Source organism: Psychrobacter sp. 1044 (assembly GCF_904846525.1).
Lineage (GTDB): Bacteria > Pseudomonadota > Gammaproteobacteria > Pseudomonadales > Moraxellaceae > Psychrobacter.
In genome coordinates this window covers 1-21202 of record NZ_CAJHAZ010000018.1, presented here as the reverse complement: position 1 = coordinate 21202, position 21202 = coordinate 1, and the positions used below count along the sequence as shown (strand labels likewise).

Annotated in this window: 16 protein-coding genes; 5 read left to right on the top strand and 11 right to left on the bottom strand. The window is 43.1% G+C overall.

Annotated features, from left to right (window positions below):
* Nucleotides 1–9: 9 nt before the first annotated feature.
* A complete protein-coding gene (locus JMX82_RS11890; RefSeq protein ID WP_201540688.1) occupies nt 10–1587 on the bottom strand; it encodes a YifB family Mg chelatase-like AAA ATPase in 1578 nt (525 codons plus the stop codon).
* A gap of 370 nt (nt 1588–1957) precedes the next feature.
* Here JMX82_RS11890 and JMX82_RS11885 point away from each other — a divergent pair, with 370 nt between their 5' ends.
* Both JMX82_RS11885 and hemN read left to right on the top strand, forming a co-directional pair.
* Nucleotides 1958–4441 (top strand): penicillin acylase family protein, encoded by a 2484-nt coding sequence (locus tag JMX82_RS11885; protein WP_201540687.1) that lies wholly within the window; start codon nt 1958–1960, stop codon nt 4439–4441.
* Nucleotides 4442–4863: 422 nt separating this feature from the next.
* The gene (gene hemN / locus JMX82_RS11880; protein WP_201540686.1) at nt 4864–6405 is read left to right on the top strand and encodes an oxygen-independent coproporphyrinogen III oxidase; all 1542 of its coding nucleotides are present in this window, start codon (nt 4864–4866) and stop codon (nt 6403–6405) included.
* Between the two features lie 278 nt (nt 6406–6683).
* Here the strand turns inward: hemN and JMX82_RS11875 are convergent, their stop codons facing one another.
* From JMX82_RS11875 to JMX82_RS11850, 6 genes are all read right to left on the bottom strand, one after another.
* On the bottom strand, nt 6684–8075 hold the full coding sequence (locus JMX82_RS11875; RefSeq protein ID WP_201540685.1) for an esterase-like activity of phytase family protein: 1392 nt from the start codon (nt 8073–8075) through the stop codon (nt 6684–6686).
* A gap of 164 nt (nt 8076–8239) precedes the next feature.
* Nucleotides 8240–9100 (bottom strand): SPFH domain-containing protein, encoded by an 861-nt coding sequence (locus tag JMX82_RS11870; RefSeq protein WP_045447605.1) that lies wholly within the window; start codon nt 9098–9100, stop codon nt 8240–8242.
* A 15-nt stretch (nt 9101–9115) separates the two neighbouring features.
* Nucleotides 9116–9613: an NfeD family protein gene (locus JMX82_RS11865; RefSeq protein ID WP_201540684.1), complete on the bottom strand. Its 498-nt coding sequence runs from the start codon at nt 9611–9613 to the stop codon at nt 9116–9118.
* Between the two features lie 184 nt (nt 9614–9797).
* Entirely contained in the window at nt 9798–10346 is a 549-nt protein-coding gene (locus JMX82_RS11860) for a porin family protein (RefSeq protein ID WP_201540683.1), read from the bottom strand.
* Nucleotides 10347–10555: 209 nt separating this feature from the next.
* Nucleotides 10556–11098 carry a porin family protein gene (locus tag JMX82_RS11855; protein ID WP_045447596.1) on the bottom strand — a complete coding sequence of 181 codons (543 nt, stop codon included), beginning with the start codon at nt 11096–11098 and terminating at the stop codon, nt 10556–10558.
* 111 nt (nt 11099–11209) lie between these two features.
* Nucleotides 11210–11755 (bottom strand): porin family protein, encoded by a 546-nt coding sequence (locus tag JMX82_RS11850; RefSeq protein ID WP_201540682.1) that lies wholly within the window; start codon nt 11753–11755, stop codon nt 11210–11212.
* Between the two features lie 307 nt (nt 11756–12062).
* On the opposite strand from JMX82_RS11850, the gene JMX82_RS11845 reads away from it, so the two are divergent.
* Together JMX82_RS11845 and JMX82_RS11840 are read left to right on the top strand one after the other, a co-directional pair.
* A complete protein-coding gene (locus JMX82_RS11845) occupies nt 12063–13295 on the top strand; it encodes an 8-amino-7-oxononanoate synthase (protein ID WP_201540681.1) in 1233 nt (410 codons plus the stop codon).
* A gap of 74 nt (nt 13296–13369) precedes the next feature.
* Nucleotides 13370–14179, top strand: a complete 810-nt coding sequence (locus tag JMX82_RS11840) for a methyltransferase domain-containing protein (protein ID WP_201540680.1) — start codon at nt 13370–13372, stop codon at nt 14177–14179.
* Nucleotides 14180–14287: 108 nt separating this feature from the next.
* On the opposite strand, the gene dnaK is transcribed toward JMX82_RS11840, so the two are convergent.
* Both dnaK and grpE read right to left on the bottom strand, forming a co-directional pair.
* Nucleotides 14288–16231: a molecular chaperone DnaK gene (gene dnaK, locus JMX82_RS11835; RefSeq protein ID WP_045447587.1), complete on the bottom strand. Its 1944-nt coding sequence runs from the start codon at nt 16229–16231 to the stop codon at nt 14288–14290.
* A 192-nt stretch (nt 16232–16423) separates the two neighbouring features.
* Entirely contained in the window at nt 16424–17023 is a 600-nt protein-coding gene (gene grpE, locus JMX82_RS11830) for a nucleotide exchange factor GrpE (protein ID WP_045447584.1), read from the bottom strand.
* Between the two features lie 456 nt (nt 17024–17479).
* Between grpE and JMX82_RS11825 the strand changes: the two genes are divergently transcribed.
* Nucleotides 17480–18883, top strand: coding sequence for an alpha/beta hydrolase (locus JMX82_RS11825; RefSeq protein ID WP_201540679.1), 1404 nt, complete (start codon nt 17480–17482; stop codon nt 18881–18883).
* A 109-nt stretch (nt 18884–18992) separates the two neighbouring features.
* Here JMX82_RS11825 and JMX82_RS11820 read toward each other — a convergent pair whose 3' ends face one another.
* Together JMX82_RS11820 and JMX82_RS11815 are read right to left on the bottom strand one after the other, a co-directional pair.
* The gene (locus tag JMX82_RS11820) at nt 18993–20135 is read right to left on the bottom strand and encodes a metallophosphoesterase (RefSeq protein WP_201540678.1); all 1143 of its coding nucleotides are present in this window, start codon (nt 20133–20135) and stop codon (nt 18993–18995) included.
* Between the two features lie 156 nt (nt 20136–20291).
* A complete protein-coding gene (locus tag JMX82_RS11815) occupies nt 20292–21074 on the bottom strand; it encodes a metallophosphoesterase (RefSeq protein ID WP_227676713.1) in 783 nt (260 codons plus the stop codon).
* Between the last annotated feature and the right edge of the window lie 128 nt (nt 21075–21202).

The window sequence follows — 21202 nt, the reverse complement described above, 5'->3', positions numbered from 1 at the left end:
TTGAAATCATTATTTGCTCCGATAACTGAGCGCCTCAGACACATGAGCGCTTGTAATATCGATACTGTCAGCCAAATCAGCAATGGTACGCGCCACTCGCAATACTCGATGATAACCGCGTGCCGATAAATTCAGACGCTGCTGAGCGAGCTGTAATAGTTGCTGTTCACCCTCTCCTAGTTGGATATATTTATCAATCTCGCTAGGGCTAAGCTCATTATTGACCTTTTGTTGCCGCTGCATCTGACGTTTATGTGCGGCAATGACTCGAACGCGCACTTGTTCGGAGGTTTCGCCAGCTTGAGCATTTTGCAAGTCGGCAATTGGCAGCGCAGGTACAGTGATATGCAAATCAATGCGATCTAATAGCGGCCCTGAAAGTTTGTCTTGGTAACGTTTAATCTGTTCAGGTCGGCAGCGACAACACCCTGAGGTATCGCCATCATAGCCGCATGGACATGGATTCATGGCAGCGACCAATTGGAAATTTGCTGGAAAAGTCATCTGCGAGTTGGCACGGCTAATAGTGATTTGCTTGGCTTCTAATGGCTGACGCAATACCTCGAGCACACTCCGATCAAACTCTGGCAATTCGTCAAGGAACAATACGCCTTTATTGGCAAGGGTAATTTCACCCGGTTTTGGTCGTGAGCCACCACCCACCAAAGCCACGGCTGATATAGTGTGATGAACCTGCCTAAACGGTCTTGTCCCATAATCGTAATCGCTGTCTGCCACTGAATAAGTGCTGGCAACCTCTAATGCATCTTCATCACTCAAATCCGGCAATATGGTCGGCAGCCGTGACGCCATTAACGTTTTGCCTGAGCCGGGTGGCCCTGTAAATAACAGCGAATGACCACCAGCAGCGGCAATCTCTAGCGCGCGCCGTGCATGATGCTGTCCTTTGACATCAGCCAAATCCACTTGATAGCCAACATGCTGCTGTGCTGGACTGGGTTGTACAACGTCCAAAGATTCATAGGCTGCGCTTGGATTGGCTAACGACTGTAAGTGGTCACAAACTGTCTTTAAGCTTTGCGCGGCTAGTATCGTCACGCCATCCACACGGCTAGCCTCAGCACCATTATCAATCGGTACGATAAGCTGCGGTGTTTGTGGTTTTGGCTGCGGTTCGCTCAGCTCCTGTTCAGTGATATTTGCCACCTGCAATACTTTGGATGCCAGCGCCTCAGCTTTGATCGCTCGTGCCACCGCTAAGCTGCCTGTCACTTGCCGTAAATTCCCATTGAGCGCTAACTCACCGATAAACTCAAACCCTGATAATACTTCTGGATCCAACTGATCACTGGCTGCCAAGATTCCGATAGCAATCGGTAAATCAAGACGCGAGCCATCTTTAGGCAAATCAGCGGGGGCTAAATTGATAGTAAGACGACGATTAGGAAATTGAAAGCCAGAGTTCAGAATCGCAGAGCGTACACGGTCTTTACTCTCACGTACCGCCGCCTCCGGCAAACCGACGATGGTCAATGCTGGCAACCCTTGCGACAGATGCACTTCAATAATGACCTTGGGCGCATGCAGTCCGACGACTGAACGAGTATAGACTTGGGCAAACGACATCAGCATTTTCCTAATATAGGGAATAATTGATAATAGAGTATTATGTATCAGTGCGCAAATGTCGTGTTTCCTTGTCTCATTTTATTTACTAGCATAGTTATCAACAGTTGTTATATGATAAACGGATGCTCTTTCGCTCAGTCTTATTCGGCTATGCTGCCCCAAAGATTATCCAAAGATTCTCACGCCTGTTAACCACGTTATTAACGTATTGGATAATTTTAATCGCGCTACAAAGCATTAAAGATTAGCAAGAGTATTGGCAATAAAAGGATTTTATTGATCATATAAAGTTTGCTGGCGGCTTTTTGCTGCAGATTTATATAACACCTACTTTATATAACACCTACTACCATGGACGGATAAGCTTATGAGCATAAAGACGCATAATCGGCGTGTGCCCACACTCACGCTACTGACAGTAGCAGTCTCTTTAGGACTATTCGGCTGCTCAGACAGCGACAATAGTTTCAATGACGATGATGTCATACCCCCTTCCACTAATTATGAAGCCGATATTCAGCGCACTGAGTTCGGTATACCACACATCACCGCAAAGGATTACAAAGGCCTTGGTTATGGCGTCGGTTATGCATTCGCAGAAGATAATTTCTGCTCACTAGCGCGTGAAGTTGTAGTCGCTAGCGGTCAGAGTATGCTGTATCTAGGTGCTGACGGTAATTTGGCTAGCGATGCTTTTTATACGTGGTACAACACTGACAAGCGAAAAGCTGAATTTTTAGCAGCTCAAGACCCTGAAGTCATTGATGCTGTGACAGGTTATGCAGCAGGCTATAGCCGTTATCTACGTGACAAAGGCGTGGCTAATATCGATCCTGCTTGTGCCAATGCTGAATGGGTACGCGAGATTACTCTCGATGATTTATTGACGGTCTACGGTAAAGCCAATCTACGTGGTGGCTTATCTAATTTCGTCGGTCCCATTGTAGCAGCGGCACCGCCCTCTATTTCTGGCATTCAGGGTAGCTCAAGAATGCGTAGTGTTCCAGTCGCAAACCCTGTCGTAGAGTCAGCACCTGCATTCAATATGGATACGATTAATGCGATGAGTGGCGGTAGTAATGCCTATGCCTTTGGTAAGGAGGTGACTGGTACTAGTAGCGGGGTCATGTATGGCAATCCGCATGAGCCATGGGATGGCGTCCAACGCTTCTATCAATTTCACTTAACGATGCCAGGTGAGCTGGATGTGATGGGTGCGGCTCAACAAGGTCAGCCTTTCCCTAACATCGGTTTTAATAAAGACGTGGCTTGGAGCCATACCGTATCCACTGCCAAACGTTTTACGCTTTATCAGCTTAGCTTAGTTGATGGATATCCTCTCAAATACAATTATACTAATAGCGCTGGTGTGACTGAGCAGCGCGATATCGAAACCGTTCCTGTCACTATTCAGCTACCAAATAATCAGACGCAGGTTCACAATATTTATGTCTCACAATATGGACCGATGTTAGCGGTCAATTTACTCAATGGTCAATTACCAGCATGGGGCGCTAATAATCTAGCTTATACTATCCGTGATGCCGCCTCTGAAAACCCAAGAGCACTCAATCAATGGCGTAGTATGAATAAGGCTACGAGCGTTGAGGACTTAGTCGATAGAATGCAAAGCGTCCTTGGTCTTGGGTTTGTTAATACTATTGCTACCGACCGTAATGGTAAGGCACTCTATGCTGACATCTCAACTGTACCAAATGTGACCAAAGCTAAGCTTGAAGCTTGTAGTAGTGCTGCATCTGGCCCCTTCCTTGGTGCGTTAATTGCCTCTGACTTGCCAGCACTGAACGGTAGTACCGCTGCCTGTGAATGGGGAGTTGATACAGACTCACCGCAAGCAGGTATCTTTGGGCGCTCAAACTTACCTTTCTTGATCCGCGATGATTATGTTGCTAACTCGAATGATAGCTATTGGTTAAGCAATTTAGAGCAACCACTGACTGGATTTTCACCGCTCCTACGTCGTCGTTTAGCTCCCTTCTTAGGTGCTACTCCAGCAGCCGGTGTTCCCTTACTTATGCGCTCACGTATGGGACTGGTTCAAATACAAGATCGATTCAGTAATAAAGATAACTTGGGCGGTACTAACTTCAATTTAAACAATATGCAAAAGGTCGTCTATGGTAACCGCAGTTATGTCGCTGAGTTGGTACTCGACGACGTATTAGCAGATTGTCGAGCGAATGCTAGCATGCCTTTGACAGGTGGCTCTACTATTGATGCAACCAATGCTTGTAATATCTTGAGTAATTGGGATCGTCGTAATAATTTAGATAGCAAAGGCGCTCATGTCTTTAGAGAGTTTTGGCGTAATGTGGACTTTAATGAAACGACGGATACGATATTCAGTGTTAAATTTGATGCAAAAGACCCAGTCAATACGCCTCGTGGTTTAATTATTAGTGCGGATACACGTACTGCTTTAGGAGATTCCATTAAGTTCTTCCAAGATAAAAACATCGCTCTTGATGCGTCTTTATCTGATTTGCAGTATATCGTTGATGCTAATAAAAACGACGAGCGTATTGCTATGCATGGTGGCTTTGGTCGTGAAGGTGTATTCAATGTTGCAGAAACGAGAGGCACAAGCGCTAATGATGGCGCAAACTACCTCATTAATTTTGGTCCAACATATATGCAAAGCGTTACCTTTGATAGCGGTGGCCCTGTAGCAGAAGCCTTACTAGGTTACTCGCAAGCTTCTGATACTACTCGACCGTTCCATCGTGACCAGAGTCGTCGCTATTCAGCTAAAGAATGGATTCGCCTACCCTTCAATGCTAATGACGTTAGCAAGCAAGCCGTTGGCAATAAAATCCAGCTAAAAGAATAAGTTTGACGTAACTTAAATTAATGATAACTTAAATTAGGGATAAAAAGACCTCAGATATATGCTGAGGTCTTTTTTATTCTATGGAAGCAGCCTGTTTGAATATCGTCGATTCATCATGATGCTAGCACTTAGCCAGCTAACCGCAAGAGGGGTATGAGTATAATTGCCAAAACCAAATTGACTTATCATAGACAGTTTGTATATAAGAAAACTCGCCGACCACCCCACTGCAAACAAGGATTTGTTATACTAGTGCTTATTGATAGCTATCAAGTTAGCAGCATATAGCGCTGTGAAAATTATTATTGATAACAGACCTATTATGGTTATTAACCATCTATCAAACACCTACTGGCTTTCAGATATTTGGTCGTTAGAGATGTAAGAACAGTAATACTCAAGGTCAAAACGAGGAGTACCGCATGACAGAACATTCAGAATCAAATACTCAGCAACCTTACAATCGTGCAGGAGAGCAACCGACCACGACACGCCCTGTTATGCAATCAGAAAGTCCTTATGCCAGTACGCGTGGCAGTATGATGAGTAAGCAGCTACCTGCCTTTGATGAAGCGATTATTAATAAATACAATCGTTCAGGACCACGTTATACCTCTTATCCGACCGCTTTAGAGTTCTCACCCATCTCTGTTGGTCTTGAGGCAAAGATCCTTCAGAACCGTGAAGCTCGTGCACCACTGTCTTTATATTTTCATATTCCTTTTTGTCGTCACCTCTGCTATTACTGCGCTTGCAATAAAATTATCACCAAGAAAAATAGCGACTCAGGCGATTATTTGCAGTATGTAATCGCTGAGATTAAGCACAAACGCCGCCTGCTACCTGTCCCAGAAGGTAGTAGCAAACCCCTCGTTAAACAGCTGCATTTGGGTGGGGGTACGCCAACATTTTTGCGTGATGAAGAAATGGTTCAACTGTGGCAGTTTTTACAAACTCAGTTTGAATTCTTACCTGAAGACAAAGGCGATTACTCTATTGAAATTGACCCACGTGAGCTGAGTGGCGAGACATTGAAAGTATTGCGCAACCTTGGCTTTAACCGTGTCAGTTTAGGTGTACAAGACCTCGATGAAACGGTACAAATCGCCGTCAACCGTGTACATTCAGCAGAGCTCATTGAAAATGTGTTAAATGAGGCGCGGGATCTAGGTTTTCACTCTATCAATATCGACCTAATTTATGGCTTGCCGCATCAAACACCCGCAACCTTGAATAAGACGGTGCGCCGTATCATCGAGATGTCGCCGGATCGCTTGTCTGTATTCAATTACGCGCACTTGCCAGAACGTTTTAAGGCCCAGCGCCAGATTAAAGAAGCCGATTTGCCAGACCCAGCAGCCAAGCTGACGATGCTTGGCAATACCATCAATACGCTGACCGAAGCTGGCTATCAATATATCGGTATTGATCACTTCGCCAAGCCTGATGATGAATTAGCCGTGGCGCAGCGTGAGGGCAAACTGCATCGTAACTTTCAAGGTTATACCATCATGGGCGATTGTGATTTATTGGGCTTCGGCGTCTCCTCTATCAGTCAAATTGCCAATGCCAATACCCGCTATATTTTGCAAAATGATACAGATTTGTCAGTTTATCAAGCGAGCATCGATGCTGCACAAAGTAACTCGGCTGCCATGCCTGCGGTAAAAGTCATCAAAACATCTATCAAAGATCGCTTGCGTGAATATGTGATTATGAATCTACTCTGTCACGACTATATCGATTTTAAAGACGTCAATCAAAAATTTGGTATCGATGCCATCACTTACTTTATCAATGAGATTCAACAGCTTGGCGCCATGCAAGAAGACAAGCTCATCGATATGGACGCGGCTGGTATTCGCGTACTACCAAAAGGTCGCTTATTAGGTCGTAACGTCGCCATGGTATTTGATGAATACCTTGAGAAAAAACATAAGAATCGTTTCTCAAAAGTTATTTGATTGAGTGATTCCACAAATTAAAAGCAGTCATAAAAAAGACCTCACTTGAGGTCTTTTTTATGGTGTTTAATAAAGCTGATGATTGACGAAAAATACCTCTAGGGCGTGTCCTCGTTTCAAAAATGGTGATAAAAATGAGATAAATTGCAGTCAAACGAGGAAAATAGCGCAGATAATATCGGGATATTAACCAGCTATTTAACGATGTTTGGCAAAATTTAGCCATTTTTAGCCCGTTTAGGTATGATCAATTGAATTGAGGACATGCCCTAGCCTACTCAGTAGCCATCACCACATTCAGAAGGCATCACCATATATAGCCTATTTGCATCTTCTATCGTTTTTTCACTGTCCAAATATTTTTGCTCAATTGTGCTTTTAGCGTTGGCAATCATTGAATCCGTCATCGCAAAGTCATCGTCGTTTAGTAGACCCAATGAGCCATCTTGACGCAACCACAAACCTTCTAACTTATCATGCGGATACTCTACAGTCGCGAGAACGTCGACCACCAAGGTTTTCTTGACTGGTTTGATTGCTAATTCCTTCAGCAATTGCCAATTTTTTTCATCGGCTGCAATAAGCTGCTCAAGCGTTTGTCCATTGATCGTTAAACCCAATACATGATCTTGCTTGATATTATCTGTATTTAAAATATTCTCAATATCAGTCGCCTGCGAGAGGTCAATTTTATAAATGAGCTTTTGCGCAGACTTGTCTTGCAGCGGAAACTTGCGATCATGTTCAATCAAATAAAACTCGTGATTGTTAATCGCAACGATACCCGAAGTCACATGGTGAGCATGATCGAGACGATACAAATACTGTGCTATTTGACCAGAGTATAGATTGATAGTGACGATGCGCGTCAAACTAGAGACACGACCTGACTGATCAGGGTTGTCCATAGAAGACTCCATAATACCCACCAGTGTGCTCTGATCTGGAATAATCGTTAATGCCTCCATACCACGATTTGCACGACGTTTGGTAAATTCTGCTGGTAGTAAAATCGGCTGACCATTAGCCATTACATTATTGCGCTCATCGCTCGCAAAGGCATTGATACGCTCAATCTCCACCCCCTGCGCATTATAATGAACCAAATGAGGACCATACTCATCACTGATCCAAAAACTACCATCCGTGAGCGCAGCAAGACCTTCAGGATCTAAACCATTGATATCGTTTTTGATAGGATTGGTCACTGCATCAAAAGGTAGATTGGGATTCATGGTCATCGGCTGGCCGTCGACATCGTAAGGGACTTCATTAGTTCCGCCGAGTGCTTGTGGATTCGGTAGCCCAGAGATAGGATTGCCATTTGCGTCCTTTAGCAGTATCTCTTTGATCTTAATAATTTGCCCAGTTGCTTGTAGCTCAAACAGTCCGATGCGCGGTGTATAGTCAGGTACTAAAAACTGTTTACCCGTGCCTGCACTACCTTCGAAATCCGCATTGGGACCGCGATCGGTGAGCACATAAAATTGCTTGGCATTGGTTGGATGAGCCGCTGCATCTGAGCCAAAACCACCCCCTCTAATCTCAAGCTTCCTCTCAGGATACCCAGCATTGATATGCGTATCATCGAGCACGGTATAAGGTAGTGCCGTGCCTTGGATAAAGTCTTTTGTTTGAATGATTTCTGTATTAATATTTTGTATCGTCATTTTTTATCCCTGATATATATTTTATTCTTGTTAAACGAACCATATGAGTTATTTATTAGATGTAGCGTTCAGCACAATTGACAGTCGAAAAAATAGCCAGCGCCCAATAAGCTCACTGACCATTTTAAGAGTTAATGCTATAACACATGGCTACACATTACTTATTAAACCTTAAGCTTGTCACCCACCATACCTTTGATAGTACTTAAAATATCAGCAGGTAATACCACCATTTTTGCATTGTCAGACTCTGCCAGCTCACGAATCGCCTTAATATATTGCTCACCAAGTAAGTAGACAATAGGCATCTCTTCCTCGCCCATTGCATTAGTAATCAAGCGAATAGACTCTTCAGAACCTCTCGCCAATACCACTTGTGCTTCGGCATCACGACGTGACGCCTCTAGACGTCCATCTGCTTCCAAGATAGCCGCTTGCTTTTGACCATCAGCACGAGTCACTGTCGCACGGCGTAGACGCTCTGCCGCCGCCTGCTCTTCCATTGATGCTTGCATCGTTTGCGATGGATTAATATCTTGAATTTCTACTGTCTTTAGGGTGATACCCCAGTCCGCAATATCTTCTGATATCGCATGCTTTAGTTTCATTTTGATTTCATCACGGCTAGACAATGCACTATCAAGATCCATCTCACCGATAATTGAACGTAGTGACGTCTGCACCAAATTACGAATACCATATTCATAATCTTCAATGCCATAAACGGCCTTATCTGGGCGCACGATATTTATATAAGCCACGGCATTGGCAATGATAACAACGTTGTCTCGCGTAATGACCTCTTGTGAGGGAATATCAAGAACAATGTCTTTGGTCGTCACTTTATAAGCGACATCATCAACGAAAGGAATAATAAGGTTGAGACCCGGCTCTAGTGTTTGGCTATATTTGCCCAATCGCTGCACCACCCACTTATAGCCTTGCGGCACGATTCGAACGCCTTTGAAAACCGTAAAGACAACCAGTGCAACCAAAACCACCATGACAATGCTGAAGCTTTCCATAATTCTTCCCTATTATTATAATTGCATATCTTTATTAATCGCTGCCTGCGATTTCATACTGCTCACAATCAGCTCATTACCGACAATATCGGTCACCACCACTCGATCGCCGACCGCCACTGGCTCACCCGTAGTGCGGCACATCCACTCGGCTGCCCCAACAATAGGAACACTGAATCTGACGGTGCCCGCTCTATCTGGCTGCGGCTGGACGATAATCATGCCAGTTTCACCAACGATAACACTACCACCCAAGCCTGCTTTGGTGCGATCTACTGATAAGGGTTTAATAAACTTGAACCATGCCAGCAAGAATATGGCAGAAAGCACCAACCAAATAATAATTTGCACAGAGACAGAAATAGGCATTAGCCACGAAAGCGCGGCAACGATGATGGCAGCAGCACCAAACCAAAGGCTGGCGAATGTCGGCACAAACATCTCAATGATCAGCAATATAAAACCTAAGACTAACCAATGCCAAGGTTCAATCATCCACAGCATCTCCATCATCACTACATTCCCTATCTTTATCATTCTAACTTTTAATGTAGCACATTTTTGGTGTTAATAATTTCTTAAAAATCATCAATATATGATGTGTATACTTCGGAAAATATGAGAAAAACATACTAAAACTTAGAGCATAAAAAAACGACCGCCAAAGCGATCGTTTCTTTTTTCTTTAATCAACTTATTAAAACTTAATGTGAGCACCTAAAGTCAATAGAGTAATATCTTCAGCGACATAATCATATTCAGCTTCAACGCTCATGCTAGGGTTAAAGTTATAACCCAAACCAATACCACCAGCAATACCACTATCGCTATCGCTTTCACTAACAGTGTTTCCAAGTACGTCACTTAAAGACGCATCAATCTCAGCTTTAGCAAAACCTAACTTGCCTTTGGCATATAAACCAGTATTAGGGAATTGATAACGGTAAGTACCGTAAGCACCATAAGTTTTAAGGTCATATTCACCTTTAAGAAGTCTGGTACCTGTATCAACATCAGTGTCACTAGAGCCTACATATTCAACTTCAGCACCAAAGTTAGGATCAAAGTTATAACCAGCATAAATACCATAAGCAGTAGGATCATCTAGATCATCAGCATCTACCATGAACTTACCAGCTTTTACGCCAACATACGGCTGACCTGCATAGTTAACTGCCGCTTGCGCGCTGACACTCAATAAAGAGCCAACTGATAGGACGATCAAAGCTTTTTGTAAAGTATTCATATATCTTCCTGTTAAATAAAACTAAAAATACCATCTTAATGAAAATAACAGAGCATATAAGTTAGCTGAACTATTGTCGAATTCAAGATATTAACAGAATATTATTTCGAATGCACTCTTTTTTAGTGACGCTTACAGTGCTTTTTATCGTACAGAAAAACGCACCTCGAAGGGTGCGTTTTTTAGTTATCATACTGCTAATCAAAAACTTAGAATTTTAGCTGAGCACCAACAGTCATAAGATCTGCGTCGCTACCTAACATGTCATATTCAGCTTCAACACTGAAGTTTGGGTTAACCGAATAACCAAGGCCTACACCACCTGCAAGGCTGGTATCATCGTTAGAAATAGTTTTTCTATTAGAGTCTTCAACGATATAGTTACCTTCGATTTCAGTCTTAGCAACACCTAGCTTACCTTTGGCATATAGCGCAGTATTTGGGAACTGATAACGATAAGTACCATACGCGCCATAGCTCTTGGCATCGATATCACCGTTATAATAATCGGCATCGCCTGAACCTACATATTCTGCTTCGATACCAAAGTTAGGATCAAAGTTGTAACCACCATAGACACCATAAGCGGTTGGCTTGTCAGCGCCGTTTACATCTAAGTCAAATTGACCGACTTTTACACCAACGTATGGCTGACCAGTGTAACCGTTGCCATAAGATACGGCAGCTTGTGCACCCATGCTTAATAAAGAACCAGCTGCTAATGCAAGTAACGTTTTTTGTAAAGTTTTCATAGTATTCCCCTAGGGTTATATTTTTAATTATTTGTCTGTAAAGTATCTGGATGAGAAAAGATTATTGTTGCCATCTTCTCTCACTCATTTAGCTGATAAATCGTTTTGGCTTTAGAACTTCAACTGAGCACCAACAGTAAGTAGCTTGGCATCGACATCACTGTCCATCATTGAGTATTCAGCTTCGACACCAAAGTTAGGATTCACTGAGTAACCAAGACCTACACCACCAGCAAGACCTGTGTCGCTGCTAGATTTCGAAACTTTAGCTGGACCAACGGTGTAATCACCTTCTACTTCAGTTTTAGCAACCCCTAGCTTACCTTTAGCGTATAAGCCAGTATTTGGGAACTGGTAGCGTGCCGTACCATATGCGCCATAAGTTTTGGCATCAAGATCACCATTTTTGTAATCAGCATCATCTGAACCTACATACTCTGCTTCGACACCAAAGTTTTGATCGAAGTTATAACCACCGTAGACACCATAAGCAGTTGGATCATCTGCATTTTCGATATCTAGATCAAACTGACCGACTTTGACGCCGACATACGGCTGACCAGTGTAACCGTTGCTATAAGAAGTAGCGGCCTGTGCGCCAACAGTTAACAAAGAACCAGCTGCTAGTGCAAGTAGCGTTTTTTGTAGAGTTTTCATTATTAGCTCCTTAAAATCAATTTGGACAAACAAGTTATCTATTTATATTGGCTTTTATAGCCCTATCGCCTTGTTTGCTAACGATGGGTATATAGTAACAAACTATTTCAAGTCGTCTGTCAGTGTTTGATGGTATGAGAGTTAAGATTTGCAAGTATTTATCAGTGCTTGGGTTACAAAGGCAAAGATATGAAATCTTTTGTTACAACCACTGAGTTTATGCAATAATCCCTACTCATTTCATCGCCTTTCTAACAGAAATAAGCATAAAAAAATAAGAGATACCGAATATTTTAAGGTAAAAATAATGACTGGACGTATAACTAGCCGCCTACAAGAAGCGCTTACAGCACTCAAAGCCACCCAACAATATCGTCAATTACCCAATCTCCAACATCATGGGCGATACGTTATTAGCGAGGGTAAAACCTTACTCAATATCGCCAGTAACGATTATTTGGGCTTAGGCGGCGACACCGAATTACAAAACGAATTTCTCAGTCAACTAACACTGCTATCAGTCGCACAAATGCCTAAAATGAGTGCGACGTCCTCACGTTTGCTCACTGGAAATGATGCACAGCTACAAGCGCTAGAGTCTGAGTTGCAGGAATGGTATCAAACCGCTATCGGCAAACGTGATATCTCTGCCTCAAAATCGGTGTTGGTATTGAATAGCGGCTATCATGCCAATCTTGGTATATTGCCAGCCCTGACAACCTTGCCAGTCAAAACACTTATTCTGGCTGACAAACTGGTACATGCCAGCATTATCGATGGGTTGCGGTTGAGCCAAAGCAAACTTGTCAGCTATCGTCGTTATCGTCACAATGATTATGAACATTTGGCTATGTTTATTGAGCAAGCAGCGCCAGACATTGAGCGCATCATTATTGTCACTGAGAGCATCTTTAGTATGGATGGTGATCGTGCGGATTTATGTCAACTGGTACAATTAAAAGCTAGCGATGCTCGTATCGAACTGTATGTCGATGAGGCTCATGCCATCGGTGTATTAGGTCATACAGGATTGGGGCTAGCGGAAGAAACGCAGACATTGGCTGATATTGACTATTTGGTCGGTACTTTTGGCAAAGCGTTTGCCTCGGTGGGTGCTTATATCATGTGCGATGATGTCGTCAAGCAATGGCTAATTAACCGCATGCGTCCACTAATTTTTAGTACTGCACTACCCCCTATCAATCACGCATGGACGCGATTTATTTTAGCAAAAATGCCAATGCTAAATAATCAACGGGCGCATTTAGCGCGGTTGTCTACCAAGCTTAGTCAAGCCATCGACCCAAGATACCGTGTGTCCCAGAACACCCAGCATCCACACTATGAATCACCGATTGTGCCTTACATCTTGGGTGACAATGCCAGCACGCTTGCCAAAGCACAACAATTGCAAGCAGCAGGTTTTTACGCCCTGCCTATCAGGCCACCCACTGTGCCTGCAAACACCGCTCGTATCCGTTTGGTGATGAATGCCCAGCTGACAGATGAAGACTGCGAACAATTGATACAACAATTATAAATCTGTTGTTATACATCAGCGACGTCAGTCCTGCTATCGATTGATAATTGGCTCACTTGGATATAATAAACCGTATGAAAACACTCGCCACGCCTGATAACTTTAGCACCAGAAAACAAACCATCGCTCGCCATTTTGCCAATGCCAGCGACTATGATCAGCATGCCAATGTTCAGCAGCAAGTCTGTCAATATTTAATAGACAAACTCACTCACACTGAACACGATAGTGTGCTTGAAGTCGGTGCAGGAACTGGTCAAATGACCCGTCTACTCGCAGCACACATTCAAAGTCAATATTGGCTGATCAATGAATTATGCGCTGAACAAGCGGCTACTTTACAATCCATATTGCCCAATGCTGACATAGCAATTGGCGATGCTGAAACGATGGGCTTTGAGGATGAGCATAGCTTGATAATCAGTGCCAATGCAGTGCAGTGGTTTGATGACCCCTTAAACTTTGTTGCGCAATCAGCACGCCGCTTGCGAGCTGGAGGTCAACTACTGTTTAACACTTTTACGCCAAATAACTTTTTGCAAATAAAGACTTTAACGGATCAGGGTCTTCACTATCCCGATATCATTGAGTGGCGATTGGCACTGATTAGTGCGGGTTTTGAGAAAATTGAACTGTCCACTCAGCGTTTCGAGTTACCGTTTGCCAGTCCTTACGCTATCTTAAAACATATGAAGTTGACGGGCGTATCGACCAATCATACGCAAGTAAAAGCCAACAGTACCCAGCCCTTTATGTGGACCAAAGCACGCTTGCAACAGTTTGAGTCTGATTATTGGCAACATTTTTCGGCGCAAGATGACGACGGTCAGCCTATCGTTCATTTGACTTATGAAGTACTGATAGTGAGTGCCTTTAAATCATGAAGACAAGATATAGACTGGTAGGATATTTCTTATAAATAACAGCCATAAAAAAACGCACCCCGAAGGATGCGTTTTTTGTTTTAACTGCGTTTAGTTACTAAATCACAATTATTTTTTGTCTTCGTCTACTTCAGTAAACTCAGCATCAACGACGTCATCATCAGCTTGGTTACTATCTGCTGCATTGTCCGCGCCTTGTTGGAACTGGCTTGGATCCATGCCCTCGCTACCTGCGCCTGCGTCAGCATAAATCTTCTGACTAACTGGCAAGAAAGCATTGTCTAATGCTTCAAGCTTGGCTTTGATGTCATCATGATCATCTTCTTTCATTACCGCTTCAAGCTCAGAGATAGCAGCTTCTACTGTTGATTTCTCTTCAGCAGTTACCTTATCTTCAGCGTCTTTCAACGCTTTTTGTACCGCATGAATACGACCATCTGCTTCGTTACGAACTTGCGCTAAGTTAGCGAATTTTTCGTCTTCTGCAGCATTGGCTTCTGCATCACGAACCATTTGCTCGATTTCTTCATCCGTCAAGCCAGAATCTGCTTTGATCTGGATGCTTTGCGCTTTACCCGTACCTTTGTCAGTTGCTGAGATATTCATGATACCGTCAGCATTGATGTCAAAAGTAACTTCAATTTGCGGTAGACCACGTGGTGCTGGTGGAATATCCGTCAAATCAAAACGACCAAGCTGTTTATTTTGGTTAGCGATTTTACGCTCACCTTGATAAACCTGGATGGTCACAGCTGGTTGGTTGTCTTCAGCCGTTGAGAATACCTGTGATTTCTTAGTAGGAATCATAGTGTTTTTCTCAATAACTGGTGTCATGACACCACCCATCGTTTCGATACCAAGCGTTAGTGGCGTCACATCAAGTAGCAATACGTCTGTTTTTTCACCAGACAATACCGCGCCTTGAATCGCAGCCCCTGCCGCTACTGCTTCATCAGGGTTCACATCTTTACGTGGCTCCTGACCGAAGAACTCTTGTACTTTTTGCTGTACCAGTGGCATACGAGTCTGACCACCAACTAAGATAACATCATCGATGTCACCAATTTTTATGCCAGCATCTTCAAGGGCAATCTTACAAGGACCCATGGTACGTTGTACCAACTCTTCAGTTAAGCTCTCAAGTTTTGAGCGACTGATAGTGACCACCAAATGCTTAGGACCATTGCTGTCTGCAGTAATATAAGGCAAGTTCACTTCAGTACTTTGGGCACTTGATAACTCAATTTTCGCTTTTTCTGCCGCTTCTTTTAGACGCTGCATCGCCAATGAGTCACCTTTCAAATTGACATCTTGGTCTTTTTTGAATTCATCAACCAAATAATCAATCAATGCTGAGTCAAAGTCTTCACCACCAAGGAATGTATCACCATTGGTTGCTAAAACTTCAAACTGCTGCTCGCCATCAACGTCAGCGATTTCGATGATTGATACGTCAAAAGTACCACCACCCAAGTCATAAACAGCAACAGTGCTATCGCCTTGCTTCTTATCCATACCGTACGCAAGAGCCGCAGCTGTTGGTTCGTTGATGATACGTTTTACATCAAGACCCGCAATTTTACCCGCGTCTTTTGTTGCTTGACGTTGTGAGTCATTAAAATAAGCTGGTACGGTTACAACCGCTTCAGTAACAGTTTCACCAAGATAGTCTTCTGCTGTTTTTTTCATTTTTTTCAAGATTTCAGCAGAAACCTGTGGTGGTGCTAATTTTTTACCGTTAATTTCTACCCATGCATCACCGTTATCTGCTTTAGCGATTTTGTAAGGTACCATGCCGATGTCTTTTTGCACGACTTTGTCATCAAAACGACGACCAATCAAACGCTTAATCGCAAACAACGTGTTGTTTGGATTGGTGACCGCTTGACGTTTGGCTGACTGACCCACCAAAATTTCATCGTTTTTATAAGCAACGATAGATGGCGTTGTACGAGTACCTTCAGCATTTTCGATGACTTTAACTTTGTCACCTTCCATCACTGCGACACACGAGTTAGTCGTACCTAAATCAATACCAATTACTTTACCCATAATTATTTGCTCCTAATTTGTTTTAAGTATTTATCTATTCAGACCGTGGTTGATCTCTTGTTGCTATATATATCGGTTTACTTATGGATTTTTTCAAGTCAATCATGATGCAAAATTTGTCTTTCGTGTGACTTTTTGTGAAAACCCTTAATAATAGTAGGGTTTAGCACACTAAAAATCCAATTTTTAGTACTACTGCCCAACACGTACCATGGCTGGGCGTAATAAACGACCGTTCAAGCTATAACCTTTTTGTAATACAGTACCGACAGTATCAGCCTCTGCTTCTTCATCGATACCGACAGCTTCGTGCAAATCAGCATTAAATTTCTCGCCTTGTGGGTCAACCATTTCGACGCCGTTCTTATTTAATACGTCCAATAACGCTTTGTGCGTCAGTCTCACCCCTTCTGTAACAGGGTCATCGGCATGGGCGCTTTCGATGGCGCGTTCTAAATTATCGACCACTTCTAGTAGCTCTTTGGCAAATTTCTGCAAGGCAAAACGCTTACTCTTATCCGCCTCTTGCTCCATGCGTTTTTGTGCATTGTAAGCTTCGGCATTGGCACGGGCGGTGACTTCTTTAGCTTGCTTCACTTCACCTTCTAGTTCAGCGATGCGCGCTTTAAAGGTGTCGAGATCGATTTCATTTTCGATGGTCATCTCTTCACCTGAGTTATGCTTTGGATCAAACTCTTTCATGGTTTCTTCTAAAATACTGTCACTGTGTTCAATATTGTCATGTGCCACATTTTGCTCAGGCGATTCGTGGTTGGTATTTTGCTCGCTCATGATAGCTCCTTAGAATTTTAATAATGAAGATTTATATAAGACGCAACAAGCTCACTATTTGCTAGGGATACTGTGCTCTCATTAAATAATTAACCCGTCTTACACATTGTTGTTATGAGTACCTTCTACTAGCTGTTTGATAAAGGTGATGGAGCTAAATTTCAAGCCTAAGCCAAGGGAATTTTTCTAATTTACAACAAATATTGCCTAAATCTGGATTCAAGTGCTCAAAACATAATGTCATAGGTGGTAAATGGTTATCCATGTTCGTTAACACAAGCTACAAGAAAGCAGTACTTATTCCAAAAAACTTACCATTGATACATAAGCCATTACCAAACAATACTCAACTTTATTTTTGATTACTCTATTATTGCTACAAATAGTATGGCTCATGTCAAAGTGAACGCTCACATATATGACAACGCATACTGACAATCATTAACGAGAAGTGTTATGTCTAAATCAACCGTGTTATCAATCAATGCGCTATTAAATAAAGCGCTGATGACGATAAAGCTCGCATCAACAGATCGTATAGATAAGGGTATAAGAGAAGAAAATGGCACTCAAGAGAATCGTTTGACCGTCAAACAAAAAGTGCTTAGCTATAACCCGTTGACGACTTGCCAGACGCATACCTTGCACTATGCCATGAAAGGAGTCGGCTATCTGCCAACGCCACTATTAGAGAGCTTGGTTGGGTATTTGAAAGGACCGACCTCAAAACAATATCTGCACGCCGATGCTCACCTGCGTTTGATTCTCGCGGTGAATAGTAAGCTTAAAACGCCTCTTGAGCTGACACCAATGCATGAGCTGCGCGAAAGGTTTGCCGCTGACGCCGTGGCGATGCAAGCGCCGCAGGTATGGCAGCAAGCAAGTGACAATATCATCGGCAACATGAAACGATTTACGAAAAAAAATCAGAAGCTTGTGCATTGGGAAGACAAAGTGATTGCCAACGCTGATGATGGCGATATGACCATTCGCTGTTATCAATCAGACGCGAGCTCTCATGGCTTAGGGTTCAAAAAAGCGGATACTCATAATTCTGATGAAACAGTGTTGTTATATTTTCATGGGGGTGGATTTTGTATTGGTGATGTCAACACCCATCATGAGTTTTGTCACGCGGTTTGTGAGCAAACGGGCTGGCCGATAGTCAGTGTTGATTATCGCTTAGCACCTGAGCATCCCGCACCAGCCGCATTAAAAGACTGTATCACTGCCTACGCTTGGCTGGCGGAGCATTGCCATACCTTAGGCGCTTTACCCTCGCGAATCGTACTAGCAGGCGATAGTGCTGGCGGCGGATTGTCCACTTTGATTGCCCAACAACTCACTGCGCCCTCGCAAATCGCATGGTCAGATCTGGGCATTGCAGGTCAAAAAATGTTCGATTTATTAGAGCGCTTACCAAAGCCGCTTGCACAAATGCCTTTGTATCCTGTGACGGATATCGAAACGGATTATCCAAGTTGGGAGTTATATGGTGAGGGATTATTATTGGATCATGCCGATGTGGCTGTATTTGATGCTGCTTGTTTAGATAACAGCCCCTTGCCACGCCAGCATATCCTTAACTGTCCGATGCTTGGTGATAATAGTAAAGTATGCCCGACTTACATTGTCGCCGCAGAATTAGACGTATTACGTGATGAAGCATTTGCTTATGCAAAGCAATTAAAGGTGCATGGTGTAGCAGTCGAGACTCATACCATTCTTGGTGCGCCGCATGGTTTTATTCATTTTATGAGTATTCATCAAGGTATCGGACAAAAAACAGGCGATATTATTAAAGGGTTTGCGAGCTTTGTGCGTGACGTTATCAATACCCAGTCACAATTAGCGGCATAGTTATCAACACAGTTGTATAAGAAGGTGCTGGTTCATTTATAAAATAGAATGGTGCTGCCACTATTTAAACGTTACTTTTTTAAGCATTGTTTTCTTAAATATTACTTGCTTAAACGTTATCTTCAACATGACCATTCAAAGTGATCAGCCAAATCTCTGAGCGCGAACCCAAGCGAAATGGGATACCCCAAAAGCCGTAACCAGATGACACCACAAAGTGTCCTTTGCCAATGGCTTCATAGCCATAACCCAAGCGGTTGATGGCACTGACAATGAAGTTGGCGGGGAATATCTGACCGTTATGAGTATGCCCTGAGAGCTGTAAATCAATCGGCATTTGGCTGTGCTCAGCAATATCACTTGGTCTATGATCTAGCAGTATCACTGGCTGTGTAGTATCAACTTGAGCCAGTAGATCGGTTGTGGCTACCCGCTGTCTTTTATGGTTATCAAAACGCCCAACCAGCCAGATTGGTTGACCTTCATGCTCGATACCGATTACTTCATCATTTAACAACTGCACCCCAGCAGCACGCAACGCTTGGACAATCGGCTGCTCATGCCCGTATAAATCATGATTGCCTAAAGTCGCATAGATCCCATATGGCAGGCTTTTGCATAACTCCGCCAAGTTTTTTGCCATATTATAATCAGTAAATGCCTGTATATTGTCATCCATGATATCGCCTGGCATCAGCAGTATGTCTGCTTTATGCTGCACAATAAGATGATGCAGCCTATCTATTGCACCGCTGCCAAACAGTCTCCCGATATGCAAATCGCTAGCGACCGCAATACGTAATGGCTTAGCCAAAGGTTTATCAATATCAATAGATAACTCACGTACCAGAGGCGCATAAGCACTATATAGGGCATAGAAAAACAACCCGATAAATATTGCCAATGCCAATATGCGCAACCCAAAATCGACGGTAGCCGTTGTAGCGAGCGCATCACCAGTTAGCGATGTGACCAACCAATATCCACCATAAAATAGGCTGGTAACTAAAGCCGTCAATAGCATGAAATGCATGACTAACATCCAACCACTGATCCAGCGATAGCTATTTTTAAATGCTCTATTGACACTGAGTAGAAGCAAACCGTTGGTAATAACGAATACAATAACCCATACCGAAGTTTGCAAACCTGCTGTCTGCCAAGGCTGTAACCACCATTGCACGCTTAGAGCTGCACCGACACTAAAGAGCTGTAATAGCACAAAAATGGTGATGAAAAATGCGTAGCGCATGAAAAATCCTTGATTATGATGTCGTCGATGCAGTATGTTTTTAGCTGACAATACGAGCAAAGTCGCTATTAGCCAGCCTAACAGCAAATAAAAGCCTCTACCATTTAGATATGGTAGAGGCTTTATCATAGGGGTAACACTGTTTATTTAAATAGCTCATACACCAGACTGCAACGTAATTATCCAAATCTCAGAACGCGTTCCCAGTCTAAACGGTACTGGACCGATACCATAACCAGAGGTCACCAAAAACTGCGTATCGGCTATTTTTTTGCTGCCATAGTTTAGTGGTGTCAACCAATCCATCAATAGCGTTAGTGGAAATATCTGCCCGCCATGGGTATGCCCAGACAGATGCAAATCGACTGGCAGGGCGCTGACCTCATCCATCGCGCTAGGACGATGTTCCAAAAATATCACTGGTTTATCTGTCTCTACTTGCGTCAATAATTCCTCAGCTGACAGTCTGGTACGATCAATATCATCTGAACGCCCCACCAGCCATACTGAATCATCTAATAGCACACTCTCATTATCAAGCGCTTTGATGCCAGCCTCTTCCACCGCCTGTGTGATCTGTTGGTCATAACCGAAATAATCGTGATTGCCTAAAGTCGCATAGACGCCAAGCGGTGCTTTTAACTTTGATAATTGTTCACGCATATTCGTATTATCGTAAGCAATGGTATTGTCATTCATAATATCACCAGCGATCACCACGACATCGGGATGTTGCGCATCGATAAGGTTTACCATTTTTTTTATCTGTCGATTGCCAAACCATCTACCCAAATGCGTATCAGAGACAAGCGCAATATCCATTGGTTTAGCCAGCGGTTTATCACTCGTAACAGTTAAACGATGTACGACGGGTGAATAAGCATTAAATATCGCTAAGCTAACAATGGCGATATAAACTGTAATGGCAAAGGTTCGCAAGAGTATTAGACGAGGTTTTCTCTTAAAGAACTTATAGACAATGAGCGCAACTATAGTGCATTAAGTATAAAAATGTTATAAGATAAAACATCTCAACAGATATACTCAATTATCATGACTTACTCACT

Bases quoted from the DNA above. Each gene is read 5' to 3' on its own strand.
- JMX82_RS11890 (WP_201540688.1), bottom strand. From the start codon at position 1,587: ATGTCGTTTGCCCAAGTCTATACTCGTTCAGTCGTCGGACTGCATGCG.
- JMX82_RS11885 (WP_201540687.1), top strand. From the start codon at position 1,958: ATGAGCATAAAGACGCATAATCGGCGTGTGCCCACACTCACGCTACTG.
- hemN (WP_201540686.1), top strand. From the start codon at position 4,864: ATGACAGAACATTCAGAATCAAATACTCAGCAACCTTACAATCGTGCA.
- JMX82_RS11875 (WP_201540685.1), bottom strand. From the start codon at position 8,075: ATGACGATACAAAATATTAATACAGAAATCATTCAAACAAAAGACTTT.
- JMX82_RS11870 (WP_045447605.1), bottom strand. From the start codon at position 9,100: ATGGAAAGCTTCAGCATTGTCATGGTGGTTTTGGTTGCACTGGTTGTC.
- JMX82_RS11865 (WP_201540684.1), bottom strand. From the start codon at position 9,613: ATGATGGAGATGCTGTGGATGATTGAACCTTGGCATTGGTTAGTCTTA.
- JMX82_RS11860 (WP_201540683.1), bottom strand. From the start codon at position 10,346: ATGAATACTTTACAAAAAGCTTTGATCGTCCTATCAGTTGGCTCTTTA.
- JMX82_RS11855 (WP_045447596.1), bottom strand. From the start codon at position 11,098: ATGAAAACTTTACAAAAAACGTTACTTGCATTAGCAGCTGGTTCTTTA.
- JMX82_RS11850 (WP_201540682.1), bottom strand. From the start codon at position 11,755: ATGAAAACTCTACAAAAAACGCTACTTGCACTAGCAGCTGGTTCTTTG.
- JMX82_RS11845 (WP_201540681.1), top strand. From the start codon at position 12,063: ATGACTGGACGTATAACTAGCCGCCTACAAGAAGCGCTTACAGCACTC.
- JMX82_RS11840 (WP_201540680.1), top strand. From the start codon at position 13,370: ATGAAAACACTCGCCACGCCTGATAACTTTAGCACCAGAAAACAAACC.
- dnaK (WP_045447587.1), bottom strand. From the start codon at position 16,231: ATGGGTAAAGTAATTGGTATTGATTTAGGTACGACTAACTCGTGTGTC.
- grpE (WP_045447584.1), bottom strand. From the start codon at position 17,023: ATGAGCGAGCAAAATACCAACCACGAATCGCCTGAGCAAAATGTGGCA.
- JMX82_RS11825 (WP_201540679.1), top strand. From the start codon at position 17,480: ATGTCTAAATCAACCGTGTTATCAATCAATGCGCTATTAAATAAAGCG.
- JMX82_RS11820 (WP_201540678.1), bottom strand. From the start codon at position 20,135: ATGCGCTACGCATTTTTCATCACCATTTTTGTGCTATTACAGCTCTTT.